A 22,906-nucleotide genomic window follows, 5' to 3' on the forward strand; every position below is an offset into this window, starting at 1 on the left:
CGCCCATTCGGGTCGCATCCATCCCGTCCGCCCATCCCTACATCCACGCGATCACCGATCCGCAGCGGGTCTCGCTGTTGCCCGACCCACCTGTACCGGGCGCCCCGCCCGAGCAGTGGTGGCCGCCCGTCGCCATGACGGCGCCGTGGCTGACCGAGAACGCCGCCGGATACGACCTGCTGCATGTGCACTTCGGTCTGGAGTCGTTCTCGACCGACGAGCTGCGAGCGGGCCTCGATGCGGCTCGGCGGGCCGGTCGGCCGGTGATCTTCACGGTGCACGACCTCGACAATCCGCAGATCGTCGACCAGGAGCCGTACCGCGCTCTGCTCGACGTGATCGTGCCCGCCGCCGATCGGCTCGTGACCCTCACGCCGTCCGCCGCAGCGGAGATCGAGCGTCGATGGGGTCGCCAGAGCATGGTGCTCGCCCACCCGACGCTGCTCGACGAGGCGGCGACGCCGAAGCGCGAGGCCGATGGCACGGTGCGCGTCGGCATCCACCTGCGAGATCTTCGACCGAACATCGACGCCGAGGGCGCGGTGCGCGCGGCGACGGAGGCGGCGAGGAGCCTCGAGGAGACCGGTCGAGCAATCGAGGTCGAGGTGCTGCTCAACGAGCGGGTGCGCGACGACCGCCTCGCCGACCGCGTGGTCGCCGCGGCGAACGGGCAGACCGCCGTGCGGGTGCGACGCACCCCGTATCTCGACGATGCCGAGATCGAGGCCTGGCTCGGCGGTCTGGACCTGTTCGTGCTGCCCTATCGCCACGGAACCCATTCCGGGTGGGTGGAGCTCTGCTATGACCTGGGGGTGCGCGTGGCCGGGACCGACGTCGGACACATTCGGTCGCAGCATCCGTCCGAGTTCCGGGTCGTCGACCTCGACGACGCGCGCACGCTGGCAGATGCCGCGACGTGGGCGGGCGATGCACGGCATCCGTCCTCGCCAGCCGACGACCGCCTCGCGACCCGCCGGCTCGAGCGGAGCGAAGAGCGGCGTGCTGTCCGCGAGGCGCACGCCCGTCTCTACTCCGACGCGATCGCGGAGGTTTCGGCGTGAGCGCCGGACAGAGGTTGCGGGTGCTCGTGGTCGCGCCCGAACGGCACCCGCTCCGCCAACCGCATGCCGGCGGCCTCGAGGCGGTCGTATGGAACCGCGTGCGATGGCTGCGGCGCCGCGGACACCACGTCGATCTGTGCGCTGCCGAGGGCTCGGACTTCCTCGACTCCGCGGTCGATCTGCATCTGCCGAGCCCCCGCTGGCATCACGCGCGGGATAGGTCGGACACCGAGAACCCCGCGGGGCATCGAGCCCGGATGTCGGATGCGTTCGCCCGCGTCGGCGCACGGCTGACCGATCCGCTCGACCGCGTGGACGTCGTCGACAACCACAGCCTCCACAGCGACCCGATCCTGTGGAGCAGGGATGGGGGCGTGCCGGTCGTGACGACCCTGCACACCCCACCGCTCCCCGACATGGTGGAGGCCGCCCGCGCTCTCCCGCCGACGGCCCCGCACCGTTTCCTCGCGGTGAGCCAGTACACGGCGCGCGCCTGGTCGGCGGAGGGGGTCGACGCGTTCGTCTTCCCCAACGGGGTCGACAGCGCGCAGTGGCAGCGTGGACCGGGCGGGGACCACTGGGTGTGGTTCGGCCGCATCGTCCCCGAGAAGGCCCCGCACCTCGCGATCCGCGCCGCCCGTCTGGCCGGAGCGCGGATCCGGCTCGCCGGTCGCATCGGCGACGCGGAGTACTTCGCCCGCGAGGTCGAACCGCTCCTCGGCGACGGGGTCGAGTACGTCGGTGCGCTGCGTCAGCCCGAGCTGTGCGCGCTCGTCGGCGCCTCGTCGGTCGCGCTCGTGACCCCTGTGTGGTCGGAGCCCTTCGGGCTGGTGCTGGCCGAAGCCCTGATGACGGGCACACCAGTCGTCGCTTTCGACGAAGGCGGCGCGAGCGAGGTGCTGGCCGACCTTCCCGGATGCTCCGTCGTCGCCGCCGGCGACGTCGCCGCGCTCGCGCAGGCGGCCGTTGCGCTCGCCCACGGCTCGTCGGCGAGCGAGCTCCGCGATCGGGTGCGGGCTGCCGCGATCGCCCGTCATTCGCTCGCCCGCCGCCACCGCGAGGTCGAACGCGTGCTGGCCGTAGCCGCACAGAGCCCTGCAATGGTCGCCGAGGAGATCCGACCCGTCGAAGAAGTGGAGGCGGTCGGCGCATGATCGGCTGGTATGTGCATCATCACGGGTGGGGACACCTGACGCGGATGCGAGCGATCCGCCGCCATCTCGACGAGGAGGTGACGGTCTTCTCGAGCCTCCCCGCTCCCGAGTCCCTCGACGACGGCACGACCTGGGTGCACCTCCCGGCCGACGCCGATGCCGTGGTCGGACCAGACGGTGTGAGCCGTGAGGCGCACGAGCTCGGCGATGTCACGGCGGGCGGCGCCCTGCACTGGGCTCCCATCGGACACCCCGGCCATCAGGAGCGCCTCGCGATCATCGCGGACTGGATCGCCCGGAACCCGGTGTCGGCGTTCGTCGTCGACGTCAGCGTCGAGGTCACCGCGTTCGTGCGCCTGCTCGGTGTGCCGACCGTGGTGTTCGCGCAACCCGGCGACCGCACGGACTCCCCGCACCGCCTCGGCTACGACGTCGCGGATCGGATCGTGGCGCCGTGGGCGCCCGGGACCATCGACGCGGCAGAGCTGGCGGGCCGCGTCGATCGCGTCCGTCATGTCGGAGCGATCTCGCGGTACGACGGACGCGACCGCGACCGCAGTGAGGACGATCAGGCGCGGCGAGTGCTCTTCCTCAGCCGCACGCTCGACCAGCCGGAGCTCGCGGAGACGATCGACCTCCTGACCGCGCAGGGCTGGGTGGTCGAGACGGCGGGCGCGCGGGGCGACGATCGGGTCGATGACGTCTGGCCGATGCTGTGTCGCGCGACCGTGGTGGTGAGCGCGGCCGGGCAGAACGGCGTGGCCGACCTCGCGGCCGTCGGAGCCCGTGCCGTGATCCTCCCGCAGGACCGGCCGTTCGGAGAGCAGGAGCACACCGGGCGGGTGCTGCAGTCCGATGGCTACGCGTGGACCGGCTCGGCGGACTCGACGCCGGCGCAGATCGTCGAGCTCGTCGAGCGGGCCGCCGCCTCGACGCCGGATTGGACGGGCTGGGGCGTCGCGGGCGCCGCCGCGCGCGCCGCCAGAGAGATCGAGGAGGTCGCGTCATGACGGCTCGTATCGCCGTGATCACCCCGGCATCCGAGAACAGGCTCGCCCATCTGCACCGCCAGCGCCGGTTCCTCCGGGAGGTCTCGACGCCGGAGCACGAGGTCGTGCGCATCGAGGCCTGGCTCGACGAGTCAGAGCCCCCCGCGTTCGACGGGGCCGTGCACGTGCACGTTCCGCCGGGGCGCGACGGCATGCGGGTCGGGGCGGCGCGCAACGCCGCGGCCGAGGTCGCACTCGCCGGCGGCGCCGACCTCCTCGTGTTCCTCGACGTCGACTGCCTGCCGGGGCCGGATCTCATCGGCCGTTACGCCTCTGCCTCGCTGACGTACCCCGACGGACTGCTCTGTGGGCCGGTCACCTACCTCGAGAGCGTGCAGCGCCCGTCCTCGCCCGACGAGCTCGCGGCGGCGACGAATCCGCACCCGGTGCGTCCGCAGCCTGCAGCCGGTGCGATCGAGACGGCGGGCTTCGGCGACTACGACCTGTTCTGGTCGCTCTCCTTCGCCGTGACCCCCGCCACCTGGGCTCGCCTGGGCGGATTCGACGAACGGTTCCAGGGGTACGGGGCGGAGGACACGGATCTCGGGCGCCGCGCGCGGTCGCTCGGCGTCCCTCTGCACTGGGTCGGAGGAGCCCACGCGTACCACCAGTGGCATCCCGCCGGCACTCCGCCGTGGCGTCATCTCGACGACATCCTCCGCAACGGCGCCCTGTTCGCCGAGCGCTGGGGCGAGTGGCCGATGGGCGGCTGGATCGACGAGTTCGTCGCCGCGGGCGCCATCGAGGAGCACGCGGGCGGGTACCGCCGCACCGCGGTCTGACGACGATCTCACGAATGGGGTCTCGGACTCTCCGGCTCGCTGCGGCCTGACGAAGGCAGACGACGGGATCGGACGCGGTCGGCGAGCAGCAGCGGGTCGAACAGCATCCCCAATCCACACCGCACGAGCAGGGTGTGCAGCGCGAGGCAGATCCCGATGACGACCGCGGTGAGCACGATGGGACCGACCGCCTCGATCACCGGGTTCACCCGCCACCCCGCGGCCCGCAGGCCCGCGTCGATGAATGCGAGCGGGATCATGTGCAGCACATAGATCGGCAGCGTCCTGCGGCCGATCCAGCGCAGCGGTTGGGCGAGCGGCGCCGCAGTCCGGTCGACGAGCGCGCAGACCGCGACCCCGCACGCCACCGCCACGATGCCGAGCAGCGGCCACACCCCCGGCCACTGCCGCATCCCCAGCACACCGACCACTGCCGCCGCTCCGAGGTACAGCAGGCCGAGACCGACTGCGCGCACGGGATCGGATGCCGCGGCGAACCGCTCGACCCCATCGCGAAGCCGCAGCCCGGCGAGGAAGAAGAACAGGTTCTGCACGACCTGCCACAGGTTGCCGAGATCCGGGATGGCGCCGGCCGCGGCGACCGCCGACACCGCGAACGCCACCGGCAGCACGACCGTCGTCGGCACGTCGCGTGTGAGTCGCGCCACGGCGAGGTAGGCGGCGAGCGCGAGCAGGTACCAGAGGTTCGTCGGGCTGATCGTCAGCTGCGCGAGCAGCTCCCCTCCGCTCTCGGCCCTGGCCGTGTCGAAGTCGGGCGTGAGCGCGAGCACAGCGGTCTGGATGAGCACCCAGATCACGTACACCGCCAGCAGCCGCCCCGCTCGGCGTCGCCACGACGACCCGTCGGCGGCCAGCACGGCCCGCCCCGCGAACATCCCGGAGATCAGGAAGAACAGCGGCATGCGCAATGGCAGCAGCTGGGCGTTCACCGTGGCCCACACGTCGGTCACGGTGCCGGCGCCCGGCATCTCGACCGCGTGCTTGGTGACGACGTGCCACAGCACGACGAGGATGATGCACACGCCCTTCGCGACGTCGGGCCAGCCGACCCGCGCGCTCACCGGCTCGGCACCTCGGCGGCGCGCACGAGGCGTTCCACCAGGTCGGGGTAGGCGACGTCGGCGGCGGCGAACATCCGCGGGACCTGAGATGCGGCGGTGAGGCCCGGCATGGTGTTGACCTCGTTCAGCACCGGCCCGTCGGCGGTGAGGAAGAAGTCCATCCGCGCGACGCCGGCGCAGCCCAGGGCGTCGAACACCGTCAGCGCCGCCCTGGTGAGACTCGCGTGCTCGGGCGTCGTGAGGGCGGCGGGCACCGTGAACCGCGCCGTGCCGTCGTACTTCGTCGCGGTGTCGAACAGGCCGGTGGTCTCGATCTCGAGCGGCGGAGCCGCCCAGCGCACTCCGCCCGCCTCCCGGATCACGGCTACATCGATCTCGCGCCCCCGCACGACCTCCTCGACGAGCACCCGCCGGTCGTAGTGCGCCGCCTCGCGCAGCGCCGTCGCGAGGTCCCCCTCCTCGCGGACGAGTCCGACGCCGTAGCTCGATCCGCTCGACACGGGCTTCACGACGACGGGCCCGTCGAACTCGACATCCCCCAGCGCCGCGGCGTCGACGACCCGGCCGCGCGCAATCCGCAGACCGGCCGCCTGGGCGACCAGCTTCGTCGCCCACTTGTCCATGCCGATCGCCCCCGCGCGCGGCCCCGAACCGACGACCCGCACCCCCGCGAGGGCGCACAACGCGGCGAGCGCTCCGTCTTCCCCGAGCGGACCGTGAACCGCGGGGAACACCGCGTCGGCGTCGCCGATCAGCGGCAGTGCGGCGGACAGCGAGACCGCCGCATCCGCCCCCGCCGCGAGCCCTGGCACCCGCCACACCCCCTCCGGCGAGATCGTCACCTCTGTGACCGCGTGCCCTCGAGACCGCAGCGCCTCGGCGACCGCCGCCGCCGAGGCGAGCGACACCGCGTGCTCGGCGTTCTGTCCCCCTCCGATCACCAGTACCCTCATGCGAGGCCCTCCTGCTCGCGTGCGCAACGCAGGAGTTCTCCTGCTTCGAAGGAGGGAAGGGGCGCATCCGTCCTTCGATACGCGAGATCGCCCGCGATCGCGCGCCGCACCCGCGCCCCGACCCCCGTGACGATGGTGTGCGGAATGGTGCCCGCCCATCGCGCCCACTCCTGCACGCTCGGCACCGCTCCGCCCTCGGGTCCGAACACCACCGCGCTCGCACCCCGCGGTACGCGACGGTCTCCGGTGTCGACGATGATCTGGTCCATCGACACCCGCCCGACGAGCGGACAGCGGATGCCGTCGATCGCGACCGCCGCGCCCGGCCCCAGTTCACGGGGGATGCCGTCGGCGTACCCGACGCCGATCACCGCGAGGTGCGTCGGCCGTTCCGTCACGAACGCGCCGCCGTACCCGACGGAGGTGCCCGCCGCGACGGCGCTGCTGTGCACGACGGATGCCGTGAGCCGCGCCGCTCCGTGCAGCTCCACGGTCTCGGACGGGTCGATGCCGACGAGTCCCGCCCCCACCCGCACCAGGTCGAAGTGCGTGGTCGGGTCGCTGAGCGTGCCCGAGGTCGCGGTGAGATGCACGAGCAGCGGGCCGAACCCCGCCCGCAGCACGGCGTCGCGTCCGTGCCGCATCCGCAGCACCGCCGCAGCATTGGCCACGGGATCGGCGTCGTCGGCGCGCGGCAGATGCCCCATCACTCCCACGACCCGGATGCGGTCGCTCGCCGCGCGTGCCGCGCGCAGCAGCTCCGCCCAGTCATCGAGCGGCACCCCGCCGCGCGTCATGCCGGTGTCCAGATGCAGGTGCACACGCAGCAGGGGCGCCCCCGGCACCGTGTCGGCGACCAGCTGACGGAGCTCGTCCAACGATCCGACGGCGATGTCGATGCGGTCGGCGGCGGCCTGCGCGGCATCCACCCCCGCAGGGTTCAGCCAGGCGAGGATCGGCGCCTCGATCCCGGCCGCGCGCAGAGCGCCGCCGTCCAGGGCATCCGTCACTCCGAGCCAGTCGGCCCCGGCCGCGAGCGCTGCCCTCGCCACGGTCAGGGCGCCGAGTCCGTAGCCGTCCGCCTTCACGACGGCCATGATGCGGGAGCGCGTCGAGGTGCGCATCCGGGTGACGTTCGCCGCGACCGCCGCCGGGATCGTCTCGAGCGTCGGAGCGTGCAGGCGAGAGAGCGTGAGGCGCGCGACCGGCGCGGCCAGCGTCATCGCTGCACCCGCGGGTCAGCGGTCGGGTCGGCGTACATGAGCGGACAGCCGTTCGCGACGGCGCCCGGCCGCAGTTCGAAGTGCCAGCGCTCGTTGGCGTAGATCTGGCAGAGGCCGAACTCCGCACCGTGCTGCGACAGCCAGTCCTGCGCGGCCACGGGGCCCAGGTCGACGGCATCTCCCGACACGTGCTCGGAGTTCTCGGGCGTCGCCACCCAGCGCGCGGCCTCCTGCTCGGAGCCGTACTGCGCGACGGCATCGTGGCGCAGCTGCTGTTGGTAGGCGGCCGAGCGCCACCCGCTGTTGACGTGCATCGTCACGCCGTCTCGCTCGGCGGCAGCCGTCGCCGCTGCGCGGACGGCCGTCAGCAGGTCGGCGTCGAGGTTCGACACCGCCGGCACGTCGTCGAACACCGACACGGCCCCCTCTTCGCGGATCAGACCGTCGGCCTCGGTCACGGGTCCGGAGGCGAGGGAGGTGGATGCCGCGGCGAGCGACTGCTGTCCGATCAGCGCCGCCGAGCCGGCGATCACGGCGGCGAGCAGCACGGCGCCGATCGCCGTCACGCGGCGGCGCTGTCTGAGAGGGAGGGGAGTGTTCATGCCACTCAGTCAACGAGCGCGGCTGTTGCGAGGTCGTATGCGATTTTGCATACGCCCGCGATATGCCGGGGTGCGTAAGCTCTCAGCACATGGGAGTCCTGTCGTGCGCGTGCTGATCGTCGAGGACGAGCCGTATCTGGCCGAGGCCGTGCGAGACGGACTCCGCCTCGAGGCGATCGCCGCCGACATCGCCGGGGACGGCGACACCGCGCTCGAGCTGCTCGGCGTGAACGCATACGACATCGCCGTGCTCGACCGCGACATCCCCGGTCCCTCCGGCGACGACGTGGCCCGCTGGATCGTGGCGTCGGGCAGCGGCATCCCGATCCTCATGCTGACGGCCGCCGACCGCCTCGACGACAAGGCGACCGGGTTCGAGATCGGCGCCGACGACTACCTCACCAAACCGTTCGAGCTGCGTGAGCTGGTGCTGCGGCTGCGTGCTCTCGACCGGCGTCGTCAGCGTGCGCGCCCGCCGGTGCTCGAGATCGCGGGGCTGCGGCTCGACCCGTTCCGCCGCGAGGTCTATCGCGACGGACGCTACGTCGCCCTGACCCGCAAGCAGTTCGCGGTGCTGGAAGTGCTCGTCGATGCGGCGGGCGGCGTCGTCAGCGCCGAGGAGCTGCTCGAGCGCGCCTGGGACGAGAACGCCGACCCGTTCACCAACGCCGTGCGCATCACGGTGTCGTCGCTGCGCAAGCGCCTCGGCGAGCCGTGGCTCATCCGCACGGTGCCCGGCGTCGGGTATCGCATCGGAGCGGAGGAGACGGCGGATGCCGGCGCCGAGGCGTAGACGGCGCGGCATCAGCGCCCGCTGGAAGCTCACCCTCAGCTACGCGGGGGTCGTCGTCGTATCCGGTGTGCTGCTGCTGGCCGCCGTGGCCCTGTGGCTGCTTCGCTACATCCCCGACACCAACATCGTCACGCAGCTCGACCAGTGGGTGCCGAACCGCTCGGATCTCATCCGCGCATTCGTGCCCGCGGCCGTGGTGGTGATGATGGTGCTGCTGGCGATCGGCATCGGCGGCGGCTGGCTGCTGGCGGGACGGATGCTGGCGCCGCTCCACCGCATCGGCCGCGCGGCCCAGCTCGCCGCGCAGGGGTCGCTCTCGCACCGCGTCGATCTGGAGGGACCCCGCGACGAGTTCCGCGACCTCGCCGACGTGTTCGACACCATGCTCGAGAAGCTCGAGGCCCACGTGGCCGAGCAGCAGCGATTCGCGGCGAACGCGTCGCACGAGCTGCGCACCCCGCTCGCGATCTCGCAGACCATGCTCGAGGTCGCGCGCGACGACCCGCATCGCGACGTCGACGGCCTCATCGACCGGTTGCACGAGGTGAACTCGCGCGCGATCGATCTGACCGAAGCGCTGCTGCTGCTCAGTCGCGCCGAGCGCCGCGTGTTCACGCGTGAGCCGGTCGACCTGTCGCTGCTGGCCGAGGAGTCGGTGGAGACGCTGCTCCCGCTCGCCGAGCGCCGCGGCGTGACGATCGACGAGGGAGGCGAGACCGCGAACGTCCTCGGCTCCCCCGCGCTGCTGCAGCAGCTGATCACGAACCTCGTGCACAACGCGATCGTGCACAACCTGCCGGCGGGAGGCACCGTCGTCGTGCGCACGCACGCGCTGCCCGAGGCCGTCGCGCTCGTCGTCGAGAACACGGGCGGGGAACTCGCGCCGCACGTGGTGTCGACTTTGGCCGAGCCGTTCCAGCGCGGATCGGAGCGCGTTCGCGGTGATGGCCGGGCCGGCGATCACGTCGGAGTCGGCTTGGGACTGGCCATCGTGCAGCGCATCGCCGAGGCCCACGACGGGAGCCTGGTGCTCACCCCGCGACAGGGCGGCGGCCTGAACGTGACGGTATGGCTGCCGCATCCGTATCCTCCGTCGCGGCCGGAGTTCGGCCACTTCGGGGGCCGACACGCCACATGACGGACGCACCCCCGTCGCACCGCCCGCTTCTGGCGTGTCGGCCCCCGGTGTGTCGGCCCCCTGGGCGCGTCCTCGCCGGCAACTTCTGCGGCCATGACGAACTTCTGCGGCCTCGATCCCCCCTCGAGGCCGCAGAAGTTGCGATGGGCCGCAGAAGTCGCTGTCCGAACGGACGCAGCCCGTCAGGCGACCTCCGACCCCCGCAGCGCCGCGAGTTCGCGGCCGTAGGTGCGCGCGTCGGACTCGGCGTTCTCCTTGAGCTCGCGCGCGGTGTCTGTGAAGGCGTCGAGCGCCGGGTTCACGCCCACGAGCGTGAACGGACGCTGCACGACCCGCAGGTCGAGGCCCCAGACGTCCTCGAGCACGCGGCGCAGCCATCCGGTGGAGTGGTCCCAGCCCTCCTTGGGGGTGCCGGAAGCGTAGTTGCCGCCGAGCACCGTCACGAGTGTGGCGGGCTTGCCGCGCAGCGCGGTGCCCTGCGGGTCGATGCGCGGGTCGGTGTAGGCCAGGTCGAACCAGGTCTTGAAGTGCTGCGAGACGCCGTAGTTGTAGAGCGGCACGGCGAAGAGCAGCGCGTCGGCGCCGATGAGCTCGTCGGCGAATGCGGTCGCGAGAGCGCGGGCCTCGACCTGCGCGGGGGTGCGCTGTGCCTCGTCGACGAAGCCGCCGGTGACGGCATCCGCCCAGGCGGTGGCGGGCACGGGATCGGCGGCCAGGTCGCGGCGGGTCACGGTGGAGTCGGGGTGGGATGCCGTCCACTCGGCCTCGACGAGGTCGGCGAGCGATCGGCTGGCGGACGACGCGGGAAGGATGCTGGCATCCAGGCGGAACAGAGACATGTGGGACCTTTCGTTTTTCGTAGTCGCTCTGTTTTTCTTAGCGACTCGCGTTAACGTAGCACAGGTAGAATGGCGTGGTGTCCGAGACAGCTCACGAGATCCAGCGGTGCGACGCCGCCGTGACCCTCGCGTTCAGCGTGCTCGGCAAGCGGTGGAACGGCATGATCGTGTCGACCCTCGGCGGGGGGCCGTCGACGTTCGTCGCCCTGCGCCGCGCGGTCGCGGGCATCAGCGACACCGTGCTCTCCGATCGTCTCGGCGAACTGGCCGACGCCGGCCTCGTCGAACGGTCGGTCGACGCCGGCCCACCCGTCACGGTCTCCTACGCGCTCACCGACGGCGGACGAGGACTGCTCCCGATCCTCGACCAGCTCGGCGAGTGGGCCTCCGCGAACCTCGCGGTGCGGGCGCACTAGCCCCCCCCCCGGGCATCCGCTGCCCGCGGCATTCGCCCGCCGTCTCATCCGCCGGAGGTCTCATCCGGCTGGCCGAAGCCCGTTGGGCCGTCGACACGCCGCGGAATTACCAGCCATCCGGGGAATGGTCAGCCATCTGACCCGCCCCGGCCGTCACCAGGGGCTGGGCTCGTAGTCCTTGAGGAACACGCCCTGGATGTCTTCGCCGGCCTCACCGCGCACGATCGGGTCGTACACGCGGGCGGCTCCGTCGACGAGGTCGAGCGGGGCGTGGAATCCCTCCTCCGCGAGGCGCACCTTCGTGTAGTGCGGTCGCTCGTCGGTGATCCAGCCGGTGTCGACGGCGGTCATGAGAATGCCGTCGGTCTCGAGCATCTCCCCCGCGCTCGTGCGAGTGAGCATGTTGAGCGCGGCCTTCGCCATGTTCGTGTGCGGGTGGCCGGGACCCTTGTAGCGGCGGGAGAACTGCCCCTCCATCGCCGACACGTTCACGACGTATTTGCGGCGGGCGGGCGACGCCGCCATCGACGCGCGCAGGCGGCTGATGAGCAGGAACGGCGCCGTCGTGTTGGCGAGCTGCACCTCGAGCATCTCGAGCGGATCGACCTGATCGACCGACTGCACCCAGCTGTTCACACGGTTCACGTCGGGCACGAGTCCCCCGGCGTCGATGGCAGTGCCGTCGGCGTGCTTCTCCAGCGACGACGACCCGGGGGCCATGGCGAGACGGGCGAGGTCCTCGGCGGTGAGCGCCTGCCCGCCCTGCTCGGCGACGGTGCCGCCGAGAGCGGCGACCGAGAGGAGCGGATGCGCGTCGACCGACGCCTGCAGCGCCTGGGGATGCGGGTCGGCGGTGTGCCCGAAGGTCTCCATCTCGGGCAGCGGACCGTCGGGGAGCGGCTGCAGCTCGGCATCCGCCAGCAGCGAATACGCACCCGGCGAGCGCCGCACGGTCTGGGCGGCGTTGTTGATGAGGATGTCGAGGGGACCTTGAGCGGCGACCGAGTCGGCGAGCCCGATGACCTGGGCGGGATCGCGCAGATCGATGCCGACGACGCGCAAGCGGTGCAGCCAGTCGGCGGCATCCGGCAGCGCCGAGAAGCGCCGTACGGCATCACGCGGGAAGCGCGTCGTGATCGTGGTGTGCGCACCGTCACGGAGCAGCCGCAGCGCGATGTGCATGCCGATCTTCGCGCGGCCACCGGTGAGCAGCGCGCGCTTGCCGGTGAGGTCGGTCCGAGCGTTGCGCTTGCCGTGGCTGAACCGGGCGCAGTCGGGGCAGAGCTGGTGGTAGAAGGCGTCGACGAGCGTGTACGGCTGCTTGCAGATGTAGCAGTTGCGCGGCTTGAGCAGCTCGCCCGCGATCGGGGCGTCGACGACGCTCGAGGCGAGGTCGTTGCCACGGGTCTCGTCATCGATGCGATCCGGGGCACCGGTCGCGGTGCGCGCGACGACGGCCTTGTCGGCCTCGGCGATCGCGTCGCGGATCTGCTTGCGACGCACGCGCTTGACGTCTTTGAACATCGCGGCGGTCGCCTGGCGCACGGCGATGAAGTCGGGATGCTCGTTGTCGATCGTGTGCAGCTCGCGCAGCACGCGCAGCGTCGTGGCGAGGTCTGCGGGGTCGATGCCGGATCCGAGGTCGGGTGAGGCGTCGGAGGTGGCATCGGTCATTGGGCCGATTTTACGCGAGCGACCTGGGCATCCGCCCGCGGCGCGTCCGTCGGGCACGTCCGCCCCGTTCGCACGGCATCCCTGCCCCGTTTGAGTGGCACCCCCGCCCCGTTCGCTTCGCACGTCCGCCCCGTTCGCACGGCATCCTGCCCCGCTTGAGAGGCACCCCCGCCCCGTTCGCTTGGCACTTCTTGCGGGAATCCGCGCGGAATTCCCGCGGGAGGTGCCAACCGAATCGCGCGCGAGGATGCCGAACACCCACGGCCCGCGACCCGACGTCCGACCCCCGGCGTAGGGTCGGAGCATGAGCAGCCACGTCGCATCCCCCGGAGTCGTCCCGTCCTACCTGCTCGCGCGCCTGGCCGAGTCGGGTCGCTACCCGCGCGCGGCCGCCGCCGCGCGGCAGACCCTCACGGCCGGGCGACCGCCGTTCCGCGCCCGCATCGACCTGTCGATCGACGAGAACGGCGACCTCGTGGCGCAGCTCTCCGACGCGCCGAACCGCACGATCAGCGACGCCGGCAACACGCAGAACCTGCCGGGCGCGGTGGTCCGAAGCGAAGACGAGCCGCCGGTCGACGACTCCTCGGTGAACGAGGCCCACGACGGGCTCGGGGCGACTTTCGAGATGCTGCTCGCGGCGTTCGCGCGCAACTCCCTCGACGACGCCGGTGCGCCGCTCGACGCGACCGTGCACTACGGGGTCGACTACGACAACGCGTTCTGGGACGGTCAGCGCATGGTGTTCGGCGACGGCGACGGCGAGGTGTTCACCGGGTTCACGCGATCGACCACCGTGATCGGCCACGAGCTCGCGCACGGCGTCGTGCAGTTCACCGCGAACCTCGAGTACCAGGGGCAGCCGGGCGCACTGAACGAATCGATCGCCGACGTGTTCGGTGTGCTGACCGAGCAGTACCTCCTCGGCCAGACCGCCGACGAGGCGACCTGGCTCGTCGGCGCCGAGATCTTCACGGATGCCGTCGAGGGCGTGGCGCTGCGGTCGATGATCGCTCCCGGCACGGCCTACGACGACGACGAGCTCGGCAAGGACCCGCAGCCCGACCACATGAGCGGCTTCGTGCGCACCACGGAAGACAACGGAGGCGTGCACATCAACTCCGGCATCCCCAATCGGGCGTTCGCCGTCTTCGCGACCGACCTCGGCGGCAATGCCTGGGAGACCGCTGGCACGGTCTGGTATCGCGCGCTCACGGGCGGCCTGTCGAGCACCGCGGACTTCACGGAGTTCGCCGACGCGACAGTCGCCGCCGCCGCCGAGATCGACGAGGCCACGGAGGCTGCCGCTCGACGCGCGTGGACGACCGTGGGAGTCTATGGAGATGAGCGAGTCCCCTCGACAGACTGACGGTCCCGTCGTCATCGCGGTGGTGCGCACCGGCGGAATCGCCGGCATCCGTCGTCAGTGGCAGGTCGAACCCGAGCCCGACGAGGCGCCCCGGTGGATCACCATGGTCGAGCGCCTGCCCTGGGACGACGACACGGATGCCGGGCGCGGCGCCGACCGCTTCGTCTGGCTGATCCGCGTGCGGACGCCGTCGGAGCGCCGCGAACGCGAACTCCCCGACTCGGCTCTCGACGGCCCGTGGCGCGAGCTGGTCGACGCCGTACGCGAAGCATCCCGCTGACCCCTCGCGATCCGATCAGTCGGCGGCGTCCCCCGCGCCGATGCTGACGCGCGTGCGCGGCAGCGCTTCGGGGTGCTCGCGCTGCAGCCACGTCATCATCTGCTCGCGCACCTCGCAGCGCAGATCCCACTGGTCCGAGGAGTCTTTCGACGACATCACGAAACGCACGGTCACGTACCCTCCCTGCGAGTCGGTCACCAGCGCGCTCGACGAGCGGCCGTCCCATGCCGGAGAAGCCTCGATGATCCGCTGGAACTCGGCACGCACCTCCGCCATCGGCACGCGCCAATCGAGATCCATGTAGACCGTGCCGAGGATCGCATCGGACTTTCGTGTCCAGGTCTCGATCGGCGTGGTCGTGAAGTAGTTGCACGGCACGACCAGCCGCCGCTCATCCCAGATGTAGACGACGACGTACGAGAGGTTGATCTCTCCGATCCGCCCCCACTCTCCCTCGACCACGACGACGTCTCCGACTCGGATCGCGTCGGTGAAGGCGACCTGCACGCCCGCGATGAGATTGCCGAGGATCGACTGCGCCGCCAGGCCGGCGATGATGCTGACGATCCCGGCCGACGCGAGAAGACTCGTGCCGACCGCGCGCATCTCGGGGAACGTGGCCAGCACCGTACCCAACGCCAGCACCGCGATGGCCACGAGGAGCAGGCGATGGATCACGAGCAGTTGCGTACGGCGGCGGCGCGCGTCAGGACCGACAAGGTGCGTCTCCTCGCGAGCCATGAGCCTCTCGAACCCGAAGGAGACCACGGCTCCGAGCAACCAGGACCCCGCGAGGATCGTCGCGATCAGGAACACGCGCGAGAGCGACGGCCACCACTGCGCTGTCGCCGGCTCTGACACCGCGCAGGCAATCCAGACGGCCACCACCGCCACCGTCGTGAGAAGCGCGCTGCGCGAGCGGCGAGCGATGTCGCGCACCCAGGCGACCTTGCGACTGATCAGCGCTGTGACGAGTGCTGTCAGCCCGAGGGCAGCGGCGGCGATGACGAGTGCGATGCCGATCGCCGCGACAGTACCAATCCAGGATTCCCATACGATTCCGGCCATCACCCCACCCTAGGCGCGGCGCTCTGACCGGCGGCTGGGCGGCGCCCCGGCACACCGCATGCATCGCGGGCCGACCGAACGGGACCATGCGCCGCGGGGCGAGAATGGACGCATGGGACTGTTCCAGCAACGACCCGAAGAAGAAGAGAAGCAGTGGGCGCTGCCCTCCGAGCCGCTCGAGCGCGGTGAGTCGGAGGTGCTCGACACGGCGCCTGAGATCGACCCGCTGTCGATCGGCCTCGGCGCCGAGACCGGCGGGAGTGTGAGTTCGATCGTCTTCCCGGTCGCGCCGCCGGCGCCGTCGGCCGAGTCGACCGAGGGCCGCGAGCCCGAGCCCGAGCCCGAGGACTGACCCCGACGTCGCAGTTTCGCGTCGTCGTCGCACGTTCGCGCGGCCGACCTGCGACGCCGCTGCGATTCTGCGACACGGCTGCAGCGGGCACTGTCGCCCGCCGCGGCTACGGTGGAGGGATGACGATCACCGCCGCGGCAGACGGTTCCGCCCTGGGCAATCCCGGCCCCAACGGCTGGGCCTGGTACATCGACGACGCGAACTGGGCAGCCGGCGGATCCCCGCACGGCACCAACAACCAGGGCGAGCTGCAAGCGGTGCTCGAGCTGCTGCGCGCGACGGCGGGCACGAACGAGAAGCTCCTCATCGAGTGCGACAGCCGCTACGTGATCGACTCGGTGACCAAGTGGATGCCGGGGTGGAAGCGCAAGGGCTGGCGCAAGTCCGACGGCGGCCCGGTGCTCAACCGCGACCTGCTCGAAGGCATCGACGAGGCGATCCGCGGCCGTGACGTCGAATTCTCGTGGGTCAAAGGCCACGCCGGGCACCCCCTCAACGAGGCCGCTGACGAGCGGGCGAACGCCGCCGCGAAGGCGTACCAGCAGAAGCAGGATCCGCGCCGCGGCCCGGGTTTCACGATGGCGACGGATGCCGGGGCGGCCGTCGCCGCATCCGCACCGATCGCGGCGAACGCCGGCACCTGGACATCCTCCGACGATGACGCCGCCCGGGCGGATGCGGTCGAAGCCGACACCGCGCGGGTCGGGACAGAGGACGGCGCGAGTGCGCCGCTCGCCGCCGCCGCGGCATCCGCTCCGTCTCCCGCCGCCGCGGCATCGCTCGCCGAGCCGCTGTGGGCCGAGGCTCCCGACCTGTTCGACGGTTTCGACGACGAGCCCTCAACCGATCCGATCGAGCTGCGCGTGCAGTTGTCGGGCGAGGAGCACGCGCGTCTCGCCGACCGCGCCGACGCGCAGGGCGTCTCGCTCGAGGAGGCCCTTCGCCGCCTCATCTGAGCGGGACCGAGAGCACTGCGGCGTAGACTCGCGCCATGTCGACACCTGCGCGCACGATCGGCCGCCTGTTCCTCGGATCCTCCCTCGTCTTCGCGGGCGTCTCGCACCTGACGTTCGCGCGAGACGAGTTCCAGGCGCAGGTGCCGGAATCGCTGCCGCTCGACCCGGACACGACCGTGCTCGCCTCGGGTGTCGTCGAGGTCGGGCTCGGCACCGCGCTGCTGTTCGCCAAGAAGCGACGCGGCCTGGTCGGAGTGATCGCCGCACTGTTCTTCATCGCGGTCTTTCCCGGCAACCTCGCCCAGTGGGTCCACCACCGCGACGGTTTCGGACTCGACACCGAGATCAAGCGGTTCGCACGGCTGTTCTTCCAGCCCGCGCTCGTCGCGCTCGCCCTCTGGTCGACGCGCGAGCCACGGCGCTGACGACGAACCGGCCAGCCCCGAGGGAGCCGGCCGGTTCGAGTCGGAGTCGTGAACCTCAGACCGTCAGCAGTTCCCGCTCGAGGCGGTCGTACGACGCCTCCATGCCGTCGGCCATGCCGGTGGCGAGGATCATGTCGCGCGTCTCCTTGTCGGGGTACTCGATGAAGAGCGTGATGAGGGTCGCGCCGTCCTCCTCGTAGAGGTTGAGGTCGTTCAGCGTCTCGACCGGCATCCCGATCATCCGCTCGGTCTGCACCGACCTGCGCGGGGCGTCGATCACGAGCGCCTCGCCCTCGAAGCCGAACGGCTCGCCCTCGGTGTCGCCGACCGGAGCCCACGAGTTGCGATACGTCTGGCCGACCTCGGTCGCGACCACGCACTCGGTCATCTCCCACCCGTCGGGTCCGAGCAGCCACTTCTTCATGAGCTCGGGCTCGTTGTGCGCCCGCCAGACCAGGTCGCGCGGTCCGTTCACAAGCCGGGTGATGCGCACGTGCGTGTCGTCGAGGATGTCGACGACGGTGCCCTTGCCCTGCGCGTAGTCGCGGAGATCCTGCAGCACCGCGTCGAGCTGGCTCATCGCCATGCGGATGCCCTCGACCTGGCCCATCTCGACCACCTGCTCGAGCGCCTCGACCGAATCGAAGTGGCTCGTCGTGACCATGCGGGTGCCGTCGGCCGTGGACTCGAACGCGAACGACATGCGCTGCGCGGGGAAGCCCTCGAGCGGCTTGCCATCGGCATCCGCGAACGAGTCGAGCACCTCGAAGCCGCGCGGCTCGTCGATCGACAGGAACTCCCACGAGCCGGAGGACGACTCGCCGCGAGGTCCGTTCATCGTGTAGTTCGCGCGTCCGCCGACCGTGTGGTCCCAGGCGGTGAACGTCGCCGGCCATCCGGGAGGTCCCCAGAAGCGCTCGAGCTGGCGCGGATCGCTGTACGCGCTCCAGACCCGCTCGATCGGCGCCGCGAAGTCCGCGACGACGGTCATGGTGAGGTTGTCGGCATCGGTGGTGATGTCGGTGACAGGCATGATCAGTTCCCTTCTTCGGTTCGTGAGGTGCTGCTGTTGTCGATGGTGTCGGATGCGGTCGGGCGCGACGGCTCGGCCAGCAGGTCGTCGAGGCGGGCGATGCGCGACCGCCACAGCTCTTCGTATCGGGCGAGGAGCGCCCTGGCGCGGGCGATCATCTCGGGGTTCGCGCGGACGAGCCGCTCGCGTCCCTCGGCGCGCTTGACGATGAGGTTCGCCGCTTCGAGCACGGACACGTGCTTCTGGACCGCGGCGAACGACATCTCGTATTCGGAGGCGAGGGTCGAGACGGACTGCTCCCGCTCGATCGTCCGACGCAGGATGTCGCGCCGGGTCGACGTCGCCAATGCGTGGAATACACGGTCGACCTCCGCTTCGCTCAGTTCTCGTTGTGCAACCATTTGGTTGTACGTTAGACCCGGGTGAAGGGGGTGTCAAGGATGTTGTCGTTGCTCGGGGCCCGAGGGTGCGCGAGAGCCGAGTCCTACTCGGTGGTGATCCGGTAGATCACCACATGTTCCGGGAACGATCCAGGCAGGTGCACCCCGGCGGAGGCGAGCGCGCGACCGCTGAGCACCACTCCCGATCCGTCGTCGCCGTACCACGCGGGGTCGGCGCGACCGTCGTCGGGCGTCCCCACACTGACGGGCGCGACGCGGTACCGTCGGTCGGGGTCGAGCCCGGGGATGGTGAACCTGCCGCGCGGCGACACCGTCGGACGGTCGAGGAACGCGAGGAACACGAGCGCCTCCGACCGGTCCTGCGCGATCGCGCCGGTGACCTGAACGGCAGGGTCGATCGTGTCGGCCCGCATCATGTCGCCCGAGTGCAGCAGCCCGCGATGCGCCTTGTAGACGTCGATCCAGGCAGCCAGGTCGGCGCTCTCGCGCGCGGTGGCCTTCGCGAGGTCCCACTCTATGCCGAAGTGGCCGAACAGCGCCGTGGCGGCGCGGAACGACAGCTCATGCGTGCGACCGGTGGTGTGGTTCACGGTCGCGCCGATGTGCGAGCCGAGCAGCTCGGCGGGCATCAACTGCATCGTCCACCGCATCATCTGCTGACGCTCGAGCGGGTCGATGCAATCGCTGACCCACACGCGGTCGGTGCGCTCAATGACGCCGAGGTCGACCCGCGCGCCGCCGGACGAGCACGATTCGATCTCGAGGTCGGGGAACCGGCGCTTCAGCTCGTCCATCAGCCGGTAGGCGGCGAGCGTCTGCTCATGCACCCCGGCGGCTCCGGAGGGCGCAGTCCCCGCGTCGATGAGATCGCGGTTGTGATCCCACTTGATGTACGCGATGTCGTGCGCTTCCAGGATCGCCGTCATGTCGGCGAGCACGTGCTCGAACGCCGCCGGAATGCCGAGGTTCAGCACCTGCTGGTTCCGACCCCGGATCGGGAGCCGCCCTCCGGTCTGCATCATCCACTCGGGGTGAGCCCGCGCGAGCTCGCTCTCCTCGTTCACCATCTCCGGCTCGAACCAGAGCCCGAACTCCATGCCGAGCGCTGTCACCCGCTCGACGAGGGGCCCGAGACCGTCGGGCCAGACGTCGCGGTCGACCGTCCAGTCGCCGAGACCGATCGTGTCGTCGCGCCGCCCGAGGAACCAGCCGTCGTCGAGCACGAATCGCTCGACCCCGAGTGCCGCGGCACGGTCGGCGAGGTCGAGCAGACGCAGCACGTCGTGGTCGAAGTACACCGCTTCCCAGACGTTCAACGTCACCGGACGCGGCCTCGTCGGGTGACTCGCCCGGGCGCGGAGGAAGCGATGGAAGCGGTGCGCCTGGGCGTCGAGGCCGTCACCGTAGGCGGCGTACACCCACGGCGAACGGTAGCTCTCGCCCTGCGCGAGACGCACTTCGCCGGGCAGCAGGAGCTCTCCCCCGCCGATGACCGGCGACCCCGTGGAGAGCTGTTCCACGTAGTGGCGGTGGTTGCCGCTGAAGCCGACGTGCACCCCCCACACCTCACCGGAGGAGAACTCGAAGCCGCGGGTGCCGACGCTCAGGACCGTCGCGGCATCCGGACCGGTGCGCCCCTTGCGACCCTCGCGCTCGTGGATGCCGACCACGAGGTCATGACGCTGCGGCACCCGCTCGCGACTCCAGCGGCCGGCGAAGTCGAGTACCTCGCGGGCTCGGACGGGCACGGGGAACGCGAGGTTCACGTCGCCGACCGTGTAGACGCGCGCGACGTCGTTGCGCAGGTCCGCCCGCGCTCGGAGCAGACCGCTCTCGAGCAGCTCCAGTTCCAGGGTGAGACTCAGTCCCGCGACCGGGTCGTGCGCGTGGACGGCGACGAGCGCCGCACCCGCCTCGATCAGTCCGCCGCCGACGGTCGCGCCGTCGAGCTCGATGCGGTGAACGGCGAATCGCGGCGACCACGCCGTACCGTCGCGATGGCCGACGATGCCCGGCTTGCCCTCCCATCCGGCATGATGTTCGGGCACGACGGCCACGCGCACGGCGCCGTCGACGACGTTGCCGCTCGACGGTTCGACGCCGGCGAGCGCGAGGGCGGCGACGTCGTCGATGGTCTGTGCTCCGAGGTCTGCGCCCCAGTGCACGATCGAGGGCAGACGCTGCTCCGTCACATCCAGCACCAGGCTCACGCCGGCGGCGGAGAGGTGGATGAACGTATCGGCCACGACGCCGTCGGCCGGCGTCATGCTCCCGCGTCCCGCGGCTCGATGAGCTCGCGCGTGTAGTAGTCGATCAACCCGTCCGGGCCGGTCAGCACCGGACGATCGAAGTCGCCTGACAGGTACATCGGCGTCACGAGATACGACTCGCGCGGGTGCGTCGGCCGCGCCCAGCGCACGCCGTTGGCGATCACGCGCTGCACGTCGGGATGATGGTAGACCGGATAGATCTCGTCGCCGGGGCTGAAGTAGAAGACCCGACCGTGTCCGCGCCGGTAGGTGATGCCGCTGCGGAACACCTCGCCGCCCGAGAAGCTGCTGATGAAGATCAGCTCATCCGGTTCGGGGATGTCGAAATACTCGCCGTACATCTCCTGGCCGGGGATGATCAGCGGCTGCGGCACGCCTTCGGCGATCGGATGCCGGGGGTCGACGGTCCACACCAGCTCGCGGTCGTTGTCGTTGCGCCAGCGCAGACTGCACGTCGTGCCCATGAGCCGACGGAAGATCTTCGAGTGGTGGCCGGAGTGCAGAACGATGATGCCCATACCCTCGAGGACGTGGCGCTGGATGCGCTCGACGACCTCGTCGGAGACCTCCTCGTGCGCGGTGTGACCCCACCACAGCAGCACGTCGGTCGCCGAGAGGGTCTCTTCGGTCATGCCGTGCTCCGGCTCGTCGAGCACCCGGGTCGACACCGTCACGTCTTCGCCGAGCAGGCGGGTGATGCCCTCGGCGATCGTCGAATGCATGCCGTCGGGGTAGATCCCCTGCACGACGGGATTCACCTGCTCGTGACGGTTCTCACCCCAGACGACGACGCGGATCGGCTCGGAAGTACTTGCGGTGGGGGTCATCGGGCGCCTCCTGACGCGTGTGGGACGGACTGCGGGGACGTTCCCCAGGGCGGGGTGGCGATGGCTTCGGCTGCACTCGGCCACGAGCGCAGCACCTCGACGACGTCGCCGCTCCGCTCGTCGGCGATGGCCTGGGCGAGGGACTCCTCCAGCAGGTCCGCGAGCACGACCCGGTCGCCCCCGCGTTCGCTGCTGCGGATGGCGCCCTCGACCATCGCGAGGGTCATGACGTTCGTGCGCACCTCGTTCTGCGGCGTGTTGCCGGTCGCGAGGGCGCCGACGAACTCCTCCAGCGCCCCCTCGATGCCTTCGCTGGACTCGCCGACCTCGACGGCGACGCCGGCGGCATCCGCCTGCACGAGATGATCGCCGTCCCAGTGAGCGGCCCCCGCCTCGCCGTAGACGTGCCAGTCGGCGTTCCACGAGGTCTGCAGACCCGGGGTGCAGCGGCTGCCGGAGTAGACGAAGCGCGCACCCGAGGCGAGGTCGAAGGTCGCGGTCGCCGCGGCGTCGCCGGCGAACCAGCTCCACGGCGGGTTCCAGGAGTCGCAGCGCACCGACACGGGCTCGTCGACCGTGAGGTAGCGCAGCATGTCGAAGTGGTGGACCGACATGTCGACCAGGAGCGGATGCGCCATCTGCTCGCGGAAGCCGGGCTCGTGGTCTTCATGGAAGAACTGGGCGTGCACCGCGCCGAGGGCGCCGAGCTGCGCGGCGGCATCGCGGAACGCGGCGAGGTGGCGGAAGTACCGACGGGACTGGCTCGCCATGAGCAGTCCGCCGGTGAGATCGGCCAGCGCGACCTGGCGGAGCGCCTCCGAGACGGTCGGAGCCAGCGGCTTCTCGCACAGCACGGGGAGGCCGGAACGCATCGCCTCCTCGTTGACCACGCGGTGCGCCTGCGGCACCGTCACGTTGATCACCGCCCTGGCCCCTGACCGTTTCACGACGTCGGCGAGCGACGAGCCGACAACCGCGTCCGCCAGTCCGATCGACGACACGGTGCGCGTCGCGAGATCGACGTCGAGGTCGACGACGCCCACGGGCTCCGCATGCGCGGAGCGCGCCAGCATCCGCAGCCACTCGCCGCCCATGGCGCCGGCGCCCACGACGACGACGCGCAGCCTCTCGTCCGGCGACTCTGATCCGCTCATCCCGG

24 protein-coding genes are annotated in these 22,906 nt (G+C 71.0%); 12 read left to right on the forward strand and 12 right to left on the reverse strand.

All coding sequences use genetic code 11. The annotated features are described in order from the left end of the window. Positions 1 to 77 precede the first annotated feature (77 nt). The 4 genes from M3195_RS01345 to M3195_RS01360 are packed head-to-tail and all read left to right on the forward strand — an operon-like array spanning position 78 to position 4,046. Positions 78 to 1,061, forward strand: coding sequence for a glycosyltransferase (locus tag M3195_RS01345; protein WP_251584471.1), 984 nt, complete (start codon positions 78 to 80; stop codon positions 1,059 to 1,061). Then, on the forward strand, positions 1,058 to 2,215 hold the full coding sequence (locus M3195_RS01350) for a glycosyltransferase (RefSeq protein WP_251584473.1): 1,158 nt from the start codon (positions 1,058 to 1,060) through the stop codon (positions 2,213 to 2,215). Before M3195_RS01345 ends, M3195_RS01350 begins: the two co-directional genes overlap by 4 nt. Next, positions 2,212 to 3,225 (forward strand): hypothetical protein, encoded by a 1,014-nt coding sequence (locus M3195_RS01355; protein WP_251584475.1) that lies wholly within the window; start codon positions 2,212 to 2,214, stop codon positions 3,223 to 3,225. Before M3195_RS01350 ends, M3195_RS01355 begins: the two co-directional genes overlap by 4 nt. Further along, positions 3,222 to 4,046, forward strand: coding sequence for a glycosyltransferase family 2 protein (locus M3195_RS01360; protein ID WP_251584477.1), 825 nt, complete (start codon positions 3,222 to 3,224; stop codon positions 4,044 to 4,046). The genes M3195_RS01355 and M3195_RS01360 overlap by 4 nt, the downstream gene beginning before the upstream one ends. 8 nt (positions 4,047 to 4,054) lie before the next feature. Here the strand turns inward: M3195_RS01360 and M3195_RS01365 are convergent, their stop codons facing one another. The 4 genes from M3195_RS01365 to M3195_RS01380 are packed head-to-tail and all read right to left on the reverse strand — an operon-like array spanning position 4,055 to position 7,906. Then, positions 4,055 to 5,128 carry an acyltransferase family protein gene (locus tag M3195_RS01365; RefSeq protein ID WP_251584479.1) on the reverse strand — a complete coding sequence of 358 codons (1,074 nt, stop codon included), beginning with the start codon at positions 5,126 to 5,128 and terminating at the stop codon, positions 4,055 to 4,057. Then, complete coding sequence (locus M3195_RS01370) at positions 5,125 to 6,081, reverse strand: D-alanine--D-alanine ligase family protein (protein ID WP_251584481.1); 957 nt, start codon at positions 6,079 to 6,081, stop codon at positions 5,125 to 5,127. The genes M3195_RS01365 and M3195_RS01370 overlap by 4 nt, the downstream gene beginning before the upstream one ends. Further along, complete coding sequence (gene alr, locus M3195_RS01375) at positions 6,078 to 7,304, reverse strand: alanine racemase (RefSeq protein WP_251584483.1); 1,227 nt, start codon at positions 7,302 to 7,304, stop codon at positions 6,078 to 6,080. Before alr ends, M3195_RS01370 begins: the two co-directional genes overlap by 4 nt. Next, positions 7,301 to 7,906 (reverse strand): M15 family metallopeptidase, encoded by a 606-nt coding sequence (locus M3195_RS01380; protein ID WP_251584485.1) that lies wholly within the window; start codon positions 7,904 to 7,906, stop codon positions 7,301 to 7,303. The genes alr and M3195_RS01380 overlap by 4 nt, the downstream gene beginning before the upstream one ends. A gap of 103 nt (positions 7,907 to 8,009) precedes the next feature. On the opposite strand from M3195_RS01380, the gene M3195_RS01385 reads away from it, so the two are divergent. After that, positions 8,010 to 8,699, forward strand: coding sequence for a response regulator transcription factor (locus M3195_RS01385; protein WP_251584487.1), 690 nt, complete (start codon positions 8,010 to 8,012; stop codon positions 8,697 to 8,699). Continuing rightward, positions 8,680 to 9,837: a sensor histidine kinase gene (locus tag M3195_RS01390; protein ID WP_251584489.1), complete on the forward strand. Its 1,158-nt coding sequence runs from the start codon at positions 8,680 to 8,682 to the stop codon at positions 9,835 to 9,837. Before M3195_RS01385 ends, M3195_RS01390 begins: the two co-directional genes overlap by 20 nt. 182 nt (positions 9,838 to 10,019) lie before the next feature. Here the strand turns inward: M3195_RS01390 and M3195_RS01395 are convergent, their stop codons facing one another. Then, positions 10,020 to 10,676 carry an FMN-dependent NADH-azoreductase gene (locus M3195_RS01395; RefSeq protein ID WP_251584491.1) on the reverse strand — a complete coding sequence of 219 codons (657 nt, stop codon included), beginning with the start codon at positions 10,674 to 10,676 and terminating at the stop codon, positions 10,020 to 10,022. A gap of 77 nt (positions 10,677 to 10,753) precedes the next feature. On the opposite strand from M3195_RS01395, the gene M3195_RS01400 reads away from it, so the two are divergent. Further along, positions 10,754 to 11,092, forward strand: a complete 339-nt coding sequence (locus M3195_RS01400; RefSeq protein WP_096713898.1) for a winged helix-turn-helix transcriptional regulator — start codon at positions 10,754 to 10,756, stop codon at positions 11,090 to 11,092. Positions 11,093 to 11,245: 153 nt separating this feature from the next. On the opposite strand, the gene M3195_RS01405 is transcribed toward M3195_RS01400, so the two are convergent. Beyond that, positions 11,246 to 12,766 (reverse strand): SDR family NAD(P)-dependent oxidoreductase, encoded by a 1,521-nt coding sequence (locus tag M3195_RS01405; RefSeq protein WP_251584493.1) that lies wholly within the window; start codon positions 12,764 to 12,766, stop codon positions 11,246 to 11,248. Positions 12,767 to 13,070: 304 nt separating this feature from the next. Between M3195_RS01405 and M3195_RS01410 the strand changes: the two genes are divergently transcribed. Further along, positions 13,071 to 14,135, forward strand: a complete 1,065-nt coding sequence (locus tag M3195_RS01410) for a M4 family metallopeptidase (protein WP_251584495.1) — start codon at positions 13,071 to 13,073, stop codon at positions 14,133 to 14,135. Next, positions 14,110 to 14,415 carry a protealysin inhibitor emfourin gene (locus tag M3195_RS01415; RefSeq protein WP_251584496.1) on the forward strand — a complete coding sequence of 102 codons (306 nt, stop codon included), beginning with the start codon at positions 14,110 to 14,112 and terminating at the stop codon, positions 14,413 to 14,415. Before M3195_RS01410 ends, M3195_RS01415 begins: the two co-directional genes overlap by 26 nt. A gap of 15 nt (positions 14,416 to 14,430) precedes the next feature. Here the strand turns inward: M3195_RS01415 and M3195_RS01420 are convergent, their stop codons facing one another. Beyond that, a complete protein-coding gene (locus M3195_RS01420; RefSeq protein WP_251584497.1) occupies positions 14,431 to 15,483 on the reverse strand; it encodes a mechanosensitive ion channel family protein in 1,053 nt (350 codons plus the stop codon). A gap of 112 nt (positions 15,484 to 15,595) precedes the next feature. Here M3195_RS01420 and M3195_RS01425 point away from each other — a divergent pair, with 112 nt between their 5' ends. From M3195_RS01425 to M3195_RS01435, 3 genes are all read left to right on the forward strand, one after another. Next, positions 15,596 to 15,835 (forward strand): hypothetical protein, encoded by a 240-nt coding sequence (locus M3195_RS01425; RefSeq protein ID WP_251584499.1) that lies wholly within the window; start codon positions 15,596 to 15,598, stop codon positions 15,833 to 15,835. Between the two features lie 119 nt (positions 15,836 to 15,954). After that, a complete protein-coding gene (locus M3195_RS01430; RefSeq protein WP_251584501.1) occupies positions 15,955 to 16,791 on the forward strand; it encodes a ribonuclease H family protein in 837 nt (278 codons plus the stop codon). Positions 16,792 to 16,826: 35 nt separating this feature from the next. Next, positions 16,827 to 17,216, forward strand: a complete 390-nt coding sequence (locus M3195_RS01435; RefSeq protein ID WP_251584503.1) for a DoxX family protein — start codon at positions 16,827 to 16,829, stop codon at positions 17,214 to 17,216. A gap of 55 nt (positions 17,217 to 17,271) precedes the next feature. Here M3195_RS01435 and M3195_RS01440 read toward each other — a convergent pair whose 3' ends face one another. From M3195_RS01440 to M3195_RS01460, 5 genes are all read right to left on the reverse strand, one after another. Next, positions 17,272 to 18,249, reverse strand: a complete 978-nt coding sequence (locus M3195_RS01440) for an SRPBCC family protein (protein ID WP_251584505.1) — start codon at positions 18,247 to 18,249, stop codon at positions 17,272 to 17,274. A 2-nt stretch (positions 18,250 to 18,251) separates the two neighbouring features. Further along, positions 18,252 to 18,650, reverse strand: a complete 399-nt coding sequence (locus M3195_RS01445; protein ID WP_251584507.1) for an ArsR/SmtB family transcription factor — start codon at positions 18,648 to 18,650, stop codon at positions 18,252 to 18,254. Positions 18,651 to 18,733: 83 nt separating this feature from the next. Continuing rightward, positions 18,734 to 20,917 (reverse strand): alpha-galactosidase, encoded by a 2,184-nt coding sequence (locus tag M3195_RS01450; protein ID WP_251584509.1) that lies wholly within the window; start codon positions 20,915 to 20,917, stop codon positions 18,734 to 18,736. Then, positions 20,914 to 21,747: a ThuA domain-containing protein gene (locus M3195_RS01455; RefSeq protein WP_251584511.1), complete on the reverse strand. Its 834-nt coding sequence runs from the start codon at positions 21,745 to 21,747 to the stop codon at positions 20,914 to 20,916. Before M3195_RS01455 ends, M3195_RS01450 begins: the two co-directional genes overlap by 4 nt. Continuing rightward, positions 21,744 to 22,901 carry a Gfo/Idh/MocA family protein gene (locus tag M3195_RS01460; RefSeq protein ID WP_251584513.1) on the reverse strand — a complete coding sequence of 386 codons (1,158 nt, stop codon included), beginning with the start codon at positions 22,899 to 22,901 and terminating at the stop codon, positions 21,744 to 21,746. The genes M3195_RS01455 and M3195_RS01460 overlap by 4 nt, the downstream gene beginning before the upstream one ends. Positions 22,902 to 22,906: the final 5 nt, after the last annotated feature.

This window comes from Microbacterium hydrocarbonoxydans (assembly GCF_023715885.1).
Classification (GTDB): domain Bacteria; phylum Actinomycetota; class Actinomycetes; order Actinomycetales; family Microbacteriaceae; genus Microbacterium; species Microbacterium hydrocarbonoxydans_C.

What these genes read in the sequence shown, in the direction of transcription:
- M3195_RS01430 (WP_251584501.1), top strand. Translation starts at nt 15,955, where the DNA reads ATGACGATCACCGCCGCGGCAGACGGTTCCGCCCTGGGCAATCCCGGC.
- M3195_RS01390 (WP_251584489.1), top strand. Translation starts at nt 8,680, where the DNA reads ATGCCGGCGCCGAGGCGTAGACGGCGCGGCATCAGCGCCCGCTGGAAG.
- M3195_RS01405 (WP_251584493.1), bottom strand. Translation starts at nt 12,766, where the DNA reads ATGACCGATGCCACCTCCGACGCCTCACCCGACCTCGGATCCGGCATC.
- M3195_RS01455 (WP_251584511.1), bottom strand. Translation starts at nt 21,747, where the DNA reads ATGACCCCCACCGCAAGTACTTCCGAGCCGATCCGCGTCGTCGTCTGG.
- M3195_RS01370 (WP_251584481.1), bottom strand. Translation starts at nt 6,081, where the DNA reads ATGAGGGTACTGGTGATCGGAGGGGGACAGAACGCCGAGCACGCGGTG.
- M3195_RS01440 (WP_251584505.1), bottom strand. Translation starts at nt 18,249, where the DNA reads ATGCCTGTCACCGACATCACCACCGATGCCGACAACCTCACCATGACC.
- M3195_RS01415 (WP_251584496.1), top strand. Translation starts at nt 14,110, where the DNA reads ATGAGCGAGTCCCCTCGACAGACTGACGGTCCCGTCGTCATCGCGGTG.
- M3195_RS01360 (WP_251584477.1), top strand. Translation starts at nt 3,222, where the DNA reads ATGACGGCTCGTATCGCCGTGATCACCCCGGCATCCGAGAACAGGCTC.
- M3195_RS01355 (WP_251584475.1), top strand. Translation starts at nt 2,212, where the DNA reads ATGATCGGCTGGTATGTGCATCATCACGGGTGGGGACACCTGACGCGG.
- alr (WP_251584483.1), bottom strand. Translation starts at nt 7,304, where the DNA reads ATGACGCTGGCCGCGCCGGTCGCGCGCCTCACGCTCTCTCGCCTGCAC.
- M3195_RS01395 (WP_251584491.1), bottom strand. Translation starts at nt 10,676, where the DNA reads ATGTCTCTGTTCCGCCTGGATGCCAGCATCCTTCCCGCGTCGTCCGCC.
- M3195_RS01420 (WP_251584497.1), bottom strand. Translation starts at nt 15,483, where the DNA reads ATGGCCGGAATCGTATGGGAATCCTGGATTGGTACTGTCGCGGCGATC.
- M3195_RS01435 (WP_251584503.1), top strand. Translation starts at nt 16,827, where the DNA reads ATGTCGACACCTGCGCGCACGATCGGCCGCCTGTTCCTCGGATCCTCC.
- M3195_RS01425 (WP_251584499.1), top strand. Translation starts at nt 15,596, where the DNA reads ATGGGACTGTTCCAGCAACGACCCGAAGAAGAAGAGAAGCAGTGGGCG.
- M3195_RS01445 (WP_251584507.1), bottom strand. Translation starts at nt 18,650, where the DNA reads ATGGTTGCACAACGAGAACTGAGCGAAGCGGAGGTCGACCGTGTATTC.
- M3195_RS01460 (WP_251584513.1), bottom strand. Translation starts at nt 22,901, where the DNA reads ATGAGCGGATCAGAGTCGCCGGACGAGAGGCTGCGCGTCGTCGTCGTG.
- M3195_RS01450 (WP_251584509.1), bottom strand. Translation starts at nt 20,917, where the DNA reads ATGACGCCGGCCGACGGCGTCGTGGCCGATACGTTCATCCACCTCTCC.
- M3195_RS01380 (WP_251584485.1), bottom strand. Translation starts at nt 7,906, where the DNA reads ATGAACACTCCCCTCCCTCTCAGACAGCGCCGCCGCGTGACGGCGATC.
- M3195_RS01410 (WP_251584495.1), top strand. Translation starts at nt 13,071, where the DNA reads ATGAGCAGCCACGTCGCATCCCCCGGAGTCGTCCCGTCCTACCTGCTC.